Source organism: Prevotella corporis DSM 18810 = JCM 8529, assembly GCF_000430525.1.
Lineage (GTDB): Bacteria > Bacteroidota > Bacteroidia > Bacteroidales > Bacteroidaceae > Prevotella > Prevotella corporis.
The window spans coordinates 41,726-54,867 of sequence record NZ_KE387159.1; the positions used below are offsets into that span (position 1 = coordinate 41,726).

The following is a 13,142-nucleotide window of genomic DNA, read 5'->3' on the forward strand; positions in this document are numbered from 1 at the left end:
ACTACGATTCCAATACGGCGGACACTCTCAATACTTTACTGCTGTAAGGCATACCGCGACTTGTGATTCAAAGACAGAAACGGATGGCTGGTGTGCAGGATTTTTGGGAATGAGAATACACATACCGTTGTATCCTGACTAACGACTATGATTCTTCCGTAAGAGAAATTGTCGGGTTCTATAACCTTCGTGGAGGAAAGGAACGTATCTTCGATGATATGAACAATGGTTTCGGGTGGGACAGATTGCCCAAATCCTTCATGGCAGAGAACACAGTGTTCCTCCTTCTTACAGCACTTATCCGTAACTTTTACAAGGCCATTATTCAAAGACTTGACGTAAAGAAGTTCGGACTCAATGCAACAAGTCGCATAAAAGCGTTTGTCTTCAGGTTTATCTCTGTACCAGCCAAGTGGATCACGACATCAAGGCGGTATGTGCTGAATATCTATACCTGTAATAATGCTTACGCAGATGTTTTCCAGACTGATTTTGGATAATGCCTACAACTTATGGGAATGATGTTGTGTATTGCCTCAAGTCACATTGTGGGGTAAGGGGATATTGCAGGCAGAAGTGGGTGCTTCAAGTTCAAATTATCTGCAAATTCAGTAATGAGAGGACGTGTAAACGCAATAAGGACGTTCAAGAGCTTAGTTGCGGATTTGAGGTTTATCTTTTTGAGCATAAAACTGCTCTGTCGGTTCAAGGATCAGGGCTATGCCTTTTTCTTAACCATTAGTTTGAGTACTTATCCAATGCTCGCAAAACTCTTCTTTTGTATAGGTTACAAGACCCTTGCCCGGATCTGCGACATAAACCGTATATCTGTCCTTACTATGTTTTTTTATCTTATAGACAATAACGAAATGATTTTGGTTCCAATGGACGATGCAAGGCAGTGAAGCCTCTTCGGCAAGCGTTTCAAAGCCTAAACGGCCACCTACTGTTTTAAACCCAATCTCTTCAGCAGCTTTGCTAATGCCGAGAAGAGAAACACCATCCTTGCTAAGGTCACTTAATAGTCTTAATCTATCTCGATCAGTAGATTTTCCATAATATCCCGCTGTCATTATCAAACATGAAACTCCACAATCCATTGTGTCTCGTTGTTGTTCAAAAGATATATTCTTTATCATCGGCTAGATGTATTTTAATTAAACACGATATTCGTTTACTTCGCAGTCGCATCGTTGGTTAATCCACTTACATTATCTTGATTATTAAGTTTGGTGGGACCATTGATGCTTTTCTTTCTGCCAATCGTAAAATTGTATCTAAAATTTATGGCAAATAGATTTTGGAAATTATTCCAAATCGTTTCTTCCTTAAAGTTTATCAAACTATTGTTGGAATAGATGGCAGATGGCTTAGGATTGTGAATATACTGCAATGCCACATATACATTGTTTTTGGAGTAAGATAGCTCACTAAAAACATAGGCTTTCTTCTTTTCCGTTACATCCCCCAATAGATCGGTCATAGAACTACCTACGTTTCCTAATATGGAAAATTTTTTGTAAGAAATGCTTGCCGTGATAGAAAAGTATTTTGACCACTCACTTAGACTGGCGCCATCAGGCTTTATGGTACTGGAATATACAATTGTTGCGAACGGCTGGATTTTCAAGAATGGGAATGGAAGCCATTGAAGGCTGAGGTCCGCAGCTGTGTATGAGGTGTGTTTAAAATGTTCAAGGGTCTTCACTATCTCTGCGTCTCTACTCTCAAATAATGTCATATAAGGGCGGCGCAGGTACGAATGCCGTATTGCGGCACTCATATAGAAAGTAGGCAGACTCAGTTGGTATTGAAGACGATTATAGAAAGTATAGTAGGGATGAAGATGAGGATTGCCCACACTATAATATTGATAGTTGAGATAGACTGGATGGATGGTGAGCTGTGAGATGTCAGGAACATTGGATAATATAAGCGAGTTAAGCCTAATGGAAGAGGAGTGACCAATCTGATAGCTCGCAGAAAATGAAGGTTTGAACACGGTATAATGCCTTGCCTTCATTTCTCCATTGTCTTGAATACTATGTTCTATACCTACACCTATGGTGTAATGGAGATTCTTTAACTTGCCTGCAAGATTTGAATATATATAGCAGACTTGCTGGTCCATTGTAGAACGGGTGTTTTCATTATAGGTCTGCCGAAGCTGCTTATAAAAGTATCTTGCCCCGATGCTTATATTTTCATTGGAAAAGGACTTGTTGTAAAGCAACTCGGATATGATGGAATTAGAGTAATTCCTGAGATGGTTGTTGTACCGATAAGCTATTGTATTATCTGAATTTTCTTGGGAAATCTGATTGTCCGATTTGGAATCAAAATAAGATCCCACAAAATTGGCTGTCAATTCCTGGTTGTTCTTCAATTTTCTATTGTAATACAAATCCAATGATATAGCATCATAATTACTTTTAAGTTTTTTTGCCGAATAACCTTGTTGTAGAATTCCTGTACCAAATTTCGTTGTTGCAGTTTGTTGATGGCTTTCCCGCCCCGGGTTGAGGCGATACCTTACTTTAGCAGAAAACTGTTGGTTGTCATCCGGACGAAACATGTAATCTGCCCCTATGATATGATACTCCCCCTTGTAAGTACCGGGAAGTCCTTGCAGTTTGCTGGAGAAATTTGCATGGTCTATCTCATACTCGTAAGTCTGATTGATTCTGTTGTCGTTAAGATTCCTATAATCAATGAAATAAGAAAGGGCAATCTGGTGCTTGGGTGTGTACCACTTCGCATTGATAGTGTTTGTTCCGTAACCCGTTGTAAATGAGTTTACTGTATTGATAAAACTGTTAAACCCGCTATCCTTTTCTTTAATGGTAAAGACGCTTAGCACTGCACCTATGTTTTTATTGGCAAATCTTGCTGGTGGCTGTGTAAAATACTCAACCCTCCTGATTTTTTTTGCAGATAGAGCCATTAAGTCATTTTCATTCGCTTGTATGCCATCTATGAGAATGAGTATATTCTGCCGGTCTGTCGTTTGAAGGATATTTGAAATTCTATTCAATTGAAATTGTGGCATTTCTCCCAAGGCCGCCAAGGCAGAGGAGGCTCTTTCTTTCAGACTTTGTGGGATGAGTAGTTTGTCCTTACTTCCGAAAGTCTCAATCTCCCTTGCAGAAATAACTACTTCCTGCAGTTCTTCAGAATACCGCTTCAAGATGATTTCGTGATGAGACTTGGCCGCAAAACATATCGTTTCGTAACCCACGGAAGATATTTTTAGTATAAGTTGCTGGGAGACAGTATTCGGGAAAGAAAAATATCCCTTATTATTAGATACCGTACTGGCAATCAGAACACTATCAGGAATTTGGTACAGCCCAATAGTTGCAAATTCGACAGGTAGTTTTTCCTCATCTATTATCACTCCGGATATCTGGGCGTTGAGAACTTTGCACGAAAACAACAGAACTATTATAAAGACAAACCTCATGATTGTATGGTATTATATAATAACGAGTATTTTCTCTTCAGTTTCTCAATATCCAGCTCCATTCCAATCATGGAAAGGCAGAAAGAATCTCCATAATACAAGGAGCGAAACGTAGAAATTACCAGATTTAGGTCAAGGTCTTTTTTGAGTTCGCCCGCCTCGATGCCACGGCGACAATACTCAATCCACAGGTCAGAGATATTCGTTTCCAGTTCCTTGAACTTCTCCTCAAAACCTTCATAGTGAAAATCCGCAGAAGACAACAAATTGACAAACTGAGTGGAACTTGCCTCTGCCTTAGCGGCTTTCATTCTTTCCATTCTCTGCCGTATAAGCTCTAAATCGCTCATGATGAAATCCCAAAACGGCGTTTCTTCCGAAACTGATATATTGTTGTGCAAGGACTCGGACAGAAAATCGAGGACAAACTTGTCAATGACAGCCCGATATAACCCTTCCTTGTTCTTCACTTTATAATATATGGCACCACGCGACAACCCGGTTATTTCCTCGATATCTGCTGTCGTTACGTCAGCATATTCCTTCACCAAAAAGAGCCTGAATGCCCCCAAGAGGATATTATATCTGCGTTCTTCTTTCTTTGTCATTTATACAAGTATTAGTTGTATGAGAATAATATTACGCTCGTACTATTTTTATCAGTGGCAAATATATTGATATTTTTTTAATTTTCCAAGAAATTGTCGATTTTTTTAAACCTTAATTCCGCAAAACTATTATAAATTAAACTTTTTAAGTACCTGAGCAACAAAAAGTAGCTCAGGATTTTTCCATGTCAGAATTTTCACTTATCTTAGTGTTGCAAACAAAAGAGAATCCGACGATAGGCATAGCGAAGATACAAATTAAATCTGAGAGACTTACTCCTTTTGGGGGATTATTTTCAATCATGGAGCAATTTGACTCCACACATTATCATCTGTAATCGACTCAACCCTCGGTCTAAGGTGTGGAACGTTCGGTTGTCAGTACAGCGAAATCATCCGTTCTTTCATGAGTATCACGGTTGAGGGTTATCATCGTCAGGTGCGCAAAGTAACGAAGAACAAGGGTGTGTTCCCGTCAGACACCGCACTTGAAAAACTTGTGTATCTTGCTTATCGAGACATTAGTGAGAAATGGACTATGCCCCTGTCTAATTGGGCACTGATATCACAACAACTTGCTATAAAATTTGGAGATAGGTTCAAGATTATGTAACTTTGCCTGTGAAAGGCTCCTCTTATTTGTATGCAGATATGAAATCTGCATACAAATAAGAGGCAAAGAATAAAAAACAGAGCCGTGACACAGTTCAGTTTACCCTACCGGGAATTATTAATAGATTTTTTTATTATTGATTATTAATTTCTTCGTTATAAGACATTCTCCTTTATAATAACCATTGTAATACGTTGTCATATCATTTTTGATTATATATATATCGTTTGGTAAGACCTCTACTTCTATTTGATAGAAGTTTTTTTGCTTTATCTTCCGAAATATCTTCTTTACAACTTTTATACTTTCACAACTATCATAACATATAAAAAAATCTTTTCCTTTAGATGTTTTGAAAATACCATATACCTCCATATTGGTTGGTGGTAAATCTTTATATTCCCAATTTTGGACAGAGATGGTAATGTCATTCATTATTTTATCACATCTAAGAATAAATACTTCAGATAAACTATCTTTTGAAAGTCTTGTGAGAATTTTATATAAATCGTTTTTTTTACGTCTTATGACACAAAGATTGTACCCATAGAAAGAATTCGATATTCTTGATGAATCCCGAATATTGGTATAATACTTTATAATGCTCTGGCATATAGCAGACTGCTGTATAAAAATGCTCAATAATATAGTCAACAGAAAACTTCTCATCTCATTTATGTTGTTTATTCTTGAATTTTTCTGGTAAAGGTGCAACCACTTCAACTCCTTTTAAAGTTGCTGGGATCGTATTTCTGTCATAAAAAACTTTTTCTGTAGTAAATGGAAATCCTATTTTTAATGATGCTTTTGGGAATTTCCCTTGTATTGTTTTGGCTATCTCCACATCGCCATACGAAACGACATCATTACCTAAATCGTGATTATGTTCAAAAGACAGAATTGTATAATTCCTATCTAAAGATCGATAATATACAAATGATGGAGTTGCATTAGTATTGTGTGAGTGAGAAGTACCCATATAAAATAAATCAGAGCCTGATTGATCTTTCAAAGACATATATGCCCACTCAACTTCTGAATTATCAACTAAAAATTGATACACATCATGAAAATCTTCTTTATAATTATATAAATCTAATACAGTAGTACCATTACCATAAGTTATCGAACGTGTTCTAATATTCTGCGTCTCATGAGATTCAAGAACGCCTTTATTTACATCTATATAATTATTAGGATTATTGGAGGCTATAATCCTATCCATATTTTCTTTAGTCTTTTCTTTGAGATTAATATTACCCTCTATATCTAACTCGTAAATATCTCGCCCGTCAACATCTATCAATTTTACAGGATTATCTATCGTATAGACATACCCACTCAACCCAGCATACTTTTCTGTTAGTGGATCTACACTCATCCACAAACTCAACCTCGGCTCATAGTACCTTGCACCATAGTAATACATACCCGTCTCCTCGTCAAACTCCTTGGCATTGAAGAGATAAGGGGTGTTCCACGTATTGTTGCGTTCTTCAATGAACACTTCTCCGAACGGCACATACTCGATGTGCTGCGATACCTCACCGTCCAAGTTCGTGATGTAGCTACTGCTTCCCAAGTGGTCAGGGTGATAGTAGAACTGCATCTTCTCGTAGTCGTCATTCGGCTTGAAACCTTGTGCCAACGAGTGCAAAGCAAGCTCGCTTGCAGTTTGCCGAATGCCGCCAAGGTTCAACTCCGTTAAGTTGCCGTCGATGGCTGCGCGTGTCATGGCTTTCGCCTGTGCCGCCTCCGGCATACCGTTGTAGTTGTCATTTATCGCACGATTGTATCGTGTGGCAATAATGAAAACAAATCCATGCGATTCAATCGCACGACAGCCTAGAGAGGGTGTTAAACCCAATATTGTCACGCGATTCAATCGCACGGCAGCAGGGGGCAATATTGTGTTAAAATACAAAAACATCTCCACATAATCATCAAAATTCATCAAGGTTTCCCTTTGGGATTTCCTTGAATTCCTAGGTCACAACATACAATTGGTTTAAAGAAAACAGGTATACCCGTATTGATAGAATTATTTATAACGTCAAAAAAAACATATATGTAAAAGAAAGGAATTCGCTTATCAATTGATGTCGGAGAAATATTCCATTTAACAGCCAATTCCATGTTCTTTTTGCTGTTCAGATAATCATTCGCTATACATAATCTAATCGCTTGTCCCTTCACAGAATAAACTTTATACACAAAAACAGAATCTGAGCATAAAGTATAGAAAAGATTTTGCTTCTTTAGAGGAACAGGACATATGTTGGGGGCAATATAATTACCATATTCCCTATCAAATGGAGAAAACTTGTAAATTTCTACATTTTTATAGCAAGGAGAAACTAATGCCGAATAAATTTCTTTCGGACTCATTATACGAATACTATCTATTTGGGTCGTAAAATAAAAAGTGTCCATTGAGTGATCTATTGACAATGTATCCTTTCTAAAGATTTCTTTCTTGCTGTAACGCTCTATAAGAAATCCTTCTATCTTTACCATCTCTTCTTGACTATATGCATAAAATTGATAGTTCGCAAAGAAGATTAATGCAAAAAAATATTTATCCATAACCGTTATCAAAATTAGAGCCACAATTACCATTGACATAGTCGCTATTGTCTACACCGTTGTATGGCAAATCAAATGTCTTGTAATTGTCCTTGATGGATTGTAACTGCTGATTGTACTTATCCTTGTAATTGACAGTCACACCGTCAGCTTCATTGCCAGCGTATGGTATTCGTCTTGGGTCTGTCTCTTATGTTCACCGATATATGCTGCTTTTTTGATTTTACTTCAAATTCTATCATACTCTTTAATTGTTTATGGTTATCAATTATTTAACGTCGTTCTTTCCTGTTTATTGCTCATGGCTATTAATACCCATATAAGGGTAATGATTATAATTTTCCTTTATAATACTTTATAAACATCATCCTTTTTGTATCTGTATACTTCGCAACAATCTGAGAGTCTTGGTAAGATTGGACTTTTGGAAATTAAATAATAATATCCTACAATTATTTTGTTGCAACAACCAATAACTCTTCTTATGATAATCTATTTTCTCCAAAAGAGAAGATATGGCTTTATAATTTCTTTCATGTCGGAGATAAGAGAATTTTTCGGATATAATATCTATCATAAAATCTTCAGAAGGAATATATGCCGTATCATTTAGTATTTCGGTATTAATGATTTCCACAAAAATGGTTTGTTTCTTGTCCAATATAAACATTAATTTCCCTGGTATTTCCGTATACCATTTTAATGTTTTAGGAAGAGGGAACATATAAGAAGGATATTGATATAAGAAATTTCCATCAGGCATGGCTATACTTACATATGATTTAAACATCCAATATGTTCCCATATCTGTTAATTTTGCAGTTTGCGCCCTAATTGCAGTATTCCATACAAAAAGGGCTATAAATAAAAGAACCCTCATATGCCTATTGTTCCTTGTTGATCTTTTTTACTGCTGATTTAAAATCAGAAAACCTTATCTCTTCCGAATTAATAGCACCATTTTTGTTGTAGAAACAGATAGAACGATGTAAACTTACATCCGTCTGCCCGCTACCAAAGGTATTTACATTTCGAGTTTCCTGGAAATAGTACCCAAGGACAACATTTGGCTGATTACCTACTGTATTCATTTGATCTGTTTCAGATGGCATATTATTAAATGGAATGGTTTGACTACCCTGTTCATATTTTGGTTTAGGATGAGTATGAACATCATATGAGACAAGATCTCCTTGTTCCACAATACTTGATACCGCAGGCTTCCATTCGTCTGGACCAATTTCTGTTTCTCTCCCAGAAACCATCGTTGATATAGTTCCTTTATTTCCTACTCTAAATCCATGTTCTTTTCCTGTGTTCTCTGTCAAATTATATGCCTCTTCCATTTTGTCTACAACTTTATTTGAAGGTACTTTTATAAATGTACCTTGTTCAATTGCAGCGTTAACTTTATCATCCTTCTTACTATTTATCAGTAACATAATTCTATCAGTTTTCCCATCATCAACATTTCTAACAAGCTTTCCGTTTAAATTATAATAATCCGTCATACCATTAGGAACTATTAAAGTAATTGGATTGTTATGGCAATAAGTATAAGATGAAATATCAGGATACTTTTCTTCCATAGGATCCGTACTCATCCACAGACTTAACCTTGGTTCATAGTATCTTGCCCCATAGTAATATAATCCCGTCTCCTCATCAAATTCCTTGGCGTTGAAGAGGTACGGCGTGTTCCACGTATTGTTGCGTTCTTCTATGAACACTTCTCCAAACGGTACATACTCGATGTGCTGTGTCACCTCGCCGTCAAGATTGGTGATGTAACTACTGCTGCCCAAATGGTCTGGATGATAGTAGAACTGCATCTTCTCGTAATTGTCCTTATCGTGGAAATTACCGTTTGCAGCCCTTGTGCGTGCCATCGCCCTTGCCAGTGCCGCCTCCGGCGTGCCATCGTTGCAGCAGAAGCCCTGACCGTTCACGTAGTCGTCATTGTCCTTACCATTATAAGGTAGGTCAAACGCCTTGTAATTGTCTTTAATGGATTGTAACTGCAGATTGTACTTATCCTTGTAATTGATAGTCAAGCCATCTGCCTCATTTCCTGCATACGGTATTCGTCTTGGATCTGTCTCTTATGCTCACTGATATATACTGCTTTTTTGATTTTACTTCAAATTCAATCATAATATCTAATTAATTATGGTTATCAATTATTTAACGTCGTTCTTTCCAGTTTATTGCTTACGGCTTTTAATACCCTTGTATGGGTAAGTTCAAACAATCTATATGTAGTTTACCATAGACTTGTAGTTTTAATATTATACATTCTGTTCTCTATCGCTATTGTGGCTTGCGTTTTCGTACCACGTTTTTTACTCTTTTATTTATGACGTCATATTTACTAAAATGAGACGTCATTTTTACCAGAATTAGACGTCATATCTGTCAGATTGAGACGTCATATTTTAGAGTGTATGACATCATATTTTGAACTTTAATGCTCATTCTTTACTTTCCTACAAAATAATTTAATATATATATAGTTTTTACGTTTATATTATTCTTTTTCCCAGGTTTCCATTTTGGCATTTTTTTAAGCATTCGTATAAAATTATTATCAAAACTCTTAGACACAGATTTTAATACAATGAAATTACTAAGAGTTCCGTCTTCCTTTACAACAAATTGAACAATTATATGCCCAGGAGCCCCATTTTCACCATAATCTTTTGGAATGTTGAAATTTTTAGTAATATAGTAAAAAAGCTCACTATCTCCTGTAGCAAAAGACGGAGATAGTTCTACATCATAAATAACTTTAGTCGTACTACATGATGTAAGAAGCATCAAAAATAAAAATAGCGATATTAATATTCTCATTTTTTAGATATATGCCAAAACTAATAATTATCAATAAACCAAAAGTTATCAAACTGCGAGCGTCCTTCCCCATGTTCTTGACGAATTATTTGTTTTTTGATAAATTCAAATTGCTGGGGAGTGATATTTGAATGTGGCAATTCTTTGACATTTCTTAGTTGTATTCCATCAATTGTATTGGCATAATTATTCATTACATTTTTATATACATCTTTGACTGTATTCGATGTAGAACTATAAGTAAATTTATGTCCTTTTGATGATATATTTTTTACTTCTGTATCAGAAAAACTCGGTTCGACTAATTCTGGCATTCCCAAAGTATGGAGCAATTCATGGATAATGTCTGCAGCAAAAACATAACCCTCTTTCACTTGATTTCGATTATTATATATCGTTGCATCTGCCATTCCTATTTTACAATTTATTCCAGCAAAAGTTGTTGGCGAATAATCAGAAAATGATACTATCAAATAAAGTTGATCTTCCTTTTGGGGTACATTGAAATTTATCTCTCCTGAGAATTTCCCCGAAGAAACCTCTTTTATCATACGATTAAATTCTGCATTAATATCTTGTTTATATTGCTCTATTATCTTTTGGTCAATATTAGGATTTACTTGTAATTCAACATTTGCATACACTACACCTCCAGTTTCATTATATTTTATTCCCCACTCTCTTCCATCAAAATCTTCATATCTTATAGGATTGTTGTTTGTATAGCAATAGGTATTTATATTAGCAAATTTCTCCTCCTTTGGATCCGTACTCATCCACAAGCTCAACCTCGGCTCATAGTACCTCGCACCATAGTAGTACATACCTGTTTCCTCGTCAAATTCCTTCGCATTAAAGAGATAAGGGGTATTCCAGGTGTTGTTGCGTTCTTCTATGAATACTTCGCCAAACGGTACATATTCGATATGCTGCGATACTTCTCCGTCAAGATTGGTGATGTAACTACTGCTACCCAAATGGTCGGGATGGTAGTAGAACTGCATCTTCTCATAATTATCCTTATCGTGGAAATTATCGTTTGCAGCTCTTGTGCGTGCCATCGCACGGGCTTGTGCCGCCTCCGGCGTGCCATCGTTGCAACAGAAACCCTGACCGTTCACGTAGTCATCATTGTCCTTACCGTTGTATGGAATATCAAAGCTTTTGTAATTATCCTTGATGGATTGGAGTTGCTGTGCATACTTGTCCTTGTAATTGATAGACAATCCATCCGCTTCATTTCCTGCATACGGGATGCGTCTTGGGTCTGCACCATAGCTGGCGAGGTCGCCAAGTTTAGATACAATACGCTGGCTACCCACATAGATGTGCTTGGTGTACTTACCACCTTGCCCTGCCACGAGGTATGGGCTGACATAAAGGCTGAAGCGTGCTGTACCAGTATTACCACCCGAGAATTCAGAATTCACATAAATCGCTTCATTCTCACCTGACGTCTTCACTGTGCGCTCACCATCGGCATCATACCAATAGTTGCTCACAAAACCGTTCTCATCGGCTGCCAACAAGCGGTTTTCCTCGTCCCAACGGTACTTCTGCTCAGTTGCCTTCTCATCTTCCTTGCCGTCTTTCTTCACACGAGAGGTGTTGATATAGACAAGGTTTCCGTTGAGGTCGTAAGCGTACTTGTGTCCATTGTTGATGGTCGTGCTGTCTGTCGGTGCTTCTTCCGTGCGGTAATTGATGTCACGCACATTGTCAAGTTGAAACTTCTTGCCCTCTTCGTGACCATAGCTGTAGGAGAGTTCATAGCCTGCATTGAGAGTACCATCGAACTGTACACCCGTCTGTGAGAGGTGTTGCTTTTTGGTTGTTATGCGATGCATGTTGTCGTAGCCCATGGATAACGTATAAGATGCCGATTTATTGTCCGCACCTGCATACGTTCCCGTCGCGCTTGCCAGACGGTACAGCGCATCGTAGGTGTAGCTGTGGCTCATCCGTCCACCGGCCTTGCCGCTCTGCGGGAGCGGGGCGTTGTTCTGAATGCCCAGCACGTTGCTCACCGCATCGTAGGTATAGGCATTGTCCATGATGGTGCCTGCCTTGGCGTTCACCACGAGGTTCTGCAACCTGCGGTGCTGCGGGTCATAGCTATAGAAGGTCTCGGCTCCGTTGCAGTACTTGAGGTAGGTGCGCTGCTCAACATTCTCTAACAATAGCATCATTTTAATTACTTTTGGAGTCAAGTATTTTCTAAATAAGATAAGATCTTAAAATCTTTAATATCAATTCTTGGCTGTATATTCTTTATCTCAACTATTTTTTTATTAGAGTTTGGTGCTATGTGTTTTCCTACAATTTTATATAAATATAAACTGCTTTTAGCACACTTGAAATAGAAGCGACGATTATAGAGATTATTTCCTCCACCGTAAAAGGCTTCAAGTATAAAGCCGGTTCTATATTTCCTTATATTAACGTTAATGTTTTTTATTTCTTCAGAAGAAGGTAAATTTATTCTTGTAATTTCTTGTTTGTTTTTTTTGATAGAGAGTGTTTCAGAATAAATACCTTTTTCTGTAAATCCATTAAGTAATTGAACAACAAAACATACTTTTTCTTGTATTCGTATAACAATGGAAGATTTTATATCATATGTTTGTAATACTGACTTATTACCCTTCCCTATTTGAAAGGGAAAGGTAATAAGTATAGCCAAAGTTATAATATGTTTCATCTTTTTTCTGTTCTCCCTTAATTCCGCAACACTATTATAAATTAAACTTTTTAAGTAGCTGAGCAACAAAAAGTTGCTCAGGATTTTGCCATGTCAGAATTTTCACTTATCTTAGTGCTGCAAAAAAAGAGAATCCGACGATAGACATGGCGAAGATACAAATTAAATCTGAGAGACTCACTCCTTTTGGGGGATTATTTTCAATCATGGAGCAATTTGACTCCACATTATCATCTGTAATCGACTCAACCCTCGGTCTAAGGTGTGGATCGTTCGGTTATCAGTACAGCGAAATCATCCGTTCTCTCATGAGTATCTACT

The 13,142-nt window shown here is 37.2% G+C and carries 11 protein-coding genes and 6 pseudogenes; 4 read left to right on the top strand and 13 right to left on the bottom strand.

Going from position 1 to position 13,142, the window contains the following annotated elements; genetic code table 11:
* Nucleotides 1-56: 56 nt before the first annotated feature.
* Nucleotides 57-500, top strand: a pseudogene (locus H515_RS13630) (transposase); the annotation flags it as partial.
* 234 nt (nt 501-734) lie between these two features.
* On the opposite strand, the pseudogene H515_RS0112360 reads toward H515_RS13630, so the two are convergent.
* From H515_RS0112360 to H515_RS0112370, 3 genes and pseudogenes are all read right to left on the bottom strand, one after another.
* Nucleotides 735-1,139: pseudogene (locus H515_RS0112360) on the bottom strand (cysteine peptidase family C39 domain-containing protein); the annotation flags it as partial.
* A 35-nt stretch (nt 1,140-1,174) separates the two neighbouring features.
* Nucleotides 1,175-3,463: an outer membrane beta-barrel protein gene (locus H515_RS0112365; protein WP_025877746.1), complete on the bottom strand. Its 2,289-nt coding sequence runs from the start codon at nt 3,461-3,463 to the stop codon at nt 1,175-1,177.
* Complete coding sequence (locus H515_RS0112370; RefSeq protein WP_025877744.1) at nt 3,460-4,071, bottom strand: TetR/AcrR family transcriptional regulator; 612 nt, start codon at nt 4,069-4,071, stop codon at nt 3,460-3,462. The genes H515_RS0112365 and H515_RS0112370 overlap by 4 nt, the downstream gene beginning before the upstream one ends.
* A 242-nt stretch (nt 4,072-4,313) precedes the next feature.
* Here H515_RS0112370 and H515_RS14965 point away from each other — a divergent pair.
* Nucleotides 4,314-4,486, top strand: a pseudogene (locus H515_RS14965) (IS1380 family transposase); the annotation flags it as partial.
* The gene (locus H515_RS14970; protein ID WP_025877743.1) at nt 4,478-4,684 is read left to right on the top strand and encodes a transposase; all 207 of its coding nucleotides are present in this window, start codon (nt 4,478-4,480) and stop codon (nt 4,682-4,684) included. The pseudogene H515_RS14965 and the gene H515_RS14970, both read left to right, overlap by 9 nt.
* 117 nt (nt 4,685-4,801) lie before the next feature.
* Here the strand turns inward: H515_RS14970 and H515_RS14700 are convergent, their stop codons facing one another.
* From H515_RS14700 to H515_RS0112415, 10 genes and pseudogenes are all read right to left on the bottom strand, one after another.
* Complete coding sequence (locus H515_RS14700) at nt 4,802-5,119, bottom strand: hypothetical protein (protein ID WP_007175505.1); 318 nt, start codon at nt 5,117-5,119, stop codon at nt 4,802-4,804.
* Between the two features lie 235 nt (nt 5,120-5,354).
* Complete coding sequence (locus H515_RS15325) at nt 5,355-5,909, bottom strand: JAB-like toxin 1 domain-containing protein (protein WP_338091342.1); 555 nt, start codon at nt 5,907-5,909, stop codon at nt 5,355-5,357.
* Nucleotides 5,910-5,966: 57 nt separating this feature from the next.
* Nucleotides 5,967-6,479, bottom strand: a pseudogene (locus tag H515_RS15330) (RHS repeat domain-containing protein); the annotation flags it as partial.
* Nucleotides 6,480-6,637: 158 nt separating this feature from the next.
* Entirely contained in the window at nt 6,638-7,270 is a 633-nt protein-coding gene (locus H515_RS0112390; RefSeq protein WP_081410178.1) for a hypothetical protein, read from the bottom strand.
* On the bottom strand, nt 7,263-7,412 hold the full coding sequence (locus H515_RS14910; RefSeq protein ID WP_004357077.1) for a hypothetical protein: 150 nt from the start codon (nt 7,410-7,412) through the stop codon (nt 7,263-7,265). Before H515_RS14910 ends, H515_RS0112390 begins: the two co-directional genes overlap by 8 nt.
* Nucleotides 7,413-7,634: 222 nt before the next feature.
* Nucleotides 7,635-8,150 (bottom strand): hypothetical protein, encoded by a 516-nt coding sequence (locus tag H515_RS0112395; RefSeq protein ID WP_025877737.1) that lies wholly within the window; start codon nt 8,148-8,150, stop codon nt 7,635-7,637.
* A 4-nt stretch (nt 8,151-8,154) separates the two neighbouring features.
* Nucleotides 8,155-9,366 (bottom strand): annotated as a pseudogene (locus H515_RS13640) (RHS repeat domain-containing protein); the annotation flags it as partial.
* Between the two features lie 382 nt (nt 9,367-9,748).
* Nucleotides 9,749-10,120, bottom strand: a complete 372-nt coding sequence (locus H515_RS13645; protein WP_025877735.1) for an energy transducer TonB — start codon at nt 10,118-10,120, stop codon at nt 9,749-9,751.
* A 20-nt stretch (nt 10,121-10,140) separates the two neighbouring features.
* On the bottom strand, nt 10,141-12,309 hold the full coding sequence (locus tag H515_RS13650; RefSeq protein WP_322786250.1) for an RHS repeat domain-containing protein: 2,169 nt from the start codon (nt 12,307-12,309) through the stop codon (nt 10,141-10,143).
* 17 nt (nt 12,310-12,326) lie between these two features.
* Nucleotides 12,327-12,821, bottom strand: a complete 495-nt coding sequence (locus H515_RS0112415; RefSeq protein WP_025877725.1) for a hypothetical protein — start codon at nt 12,819-12,821, stop codon at nt 12,327-12,329.
* Between the two features lie 146 nt (nt 12,822-12,967).
* On the opposite strand from H515_RS0112415, the pseudogene H515_RS14705 reads away from it, so the two are divergent.
* Nucleotides 12,968-13,142: pseudogene (locus tag H515_RS14705) on the top strand (IS1380 family transposase); the annotation flags it as partial.

Bases quoted from the DNA above. Each gene is read 5' to 3' on its own strand.
- H515_RS0112365 (WP_025877746.1), bottom strand. From the start codon at position 3,463: ATGAGGTTTGTCTTTATAATAGTTCTGTTGTTTTCGTGCAAAGTTCTC.
- H515_RS0112370 (WP_025877744.1), bottom strand. From the start codon at position 4,071: ATGACAAAGAAAGAAGAACGCAGATATAATATCCTCTTGGGGGCATTC.
- H515_RS14970 (WP_025877743.1), top strand. From the start codon at position 4,478: ATGAGTATCACGGTTGAGGGTTATCATCGTCAGGTGCGCAAAGTAACG.
- H515_RS14700 (WP_007175505.1), bottom strand. From the start codon at position 5,119: ATGAATGACATTACCATCTCTGTCCAAAATTGGGAATATAAAGATTTA.
- H515_RS15325 (WP_338091342.1), bottom strand. From the start codon at position 5,909: ATGGATAGGATTATAGCCTCCAATAATCCTAATAATTATATAGATGTA.
- H515_RS0112390 (WP_081410178.1), bottom strand. From the start codon at position 7,270: ATGGATAAATATTTTTTTGCATTAATCTTCTTTGCGAACTATCAATTT.
- H515_RS0112395 (WP_025877737.1), bottom strand. From the start codon at position 8,150: ATGAGGGTTCTTTTATTTATAGCCCTTTTTGTATGGAATACTGCAATT.
- H515_RS13645 (WP_025877735.1), bottom strand. From the start codon at position 10,120: ATGAGAATATTAATATCGCTATTTTTATTTTTGATGCTTCTTACATCA.
- H515_RS13650 (WP_322786250.1), bottom strand. From the start codon at position 12,309: ATGATGCTATTGTTAGAGAATGTTGAGCAGCGCACCTACCTCAAGTAC.
- H515_RS0112415 (WP_025877725.1), bottom strand. From the start codon at position 12,821: ATGAAACATATTATAACTTTGGCTATACTTATTACCTTTCCCTTTCAA.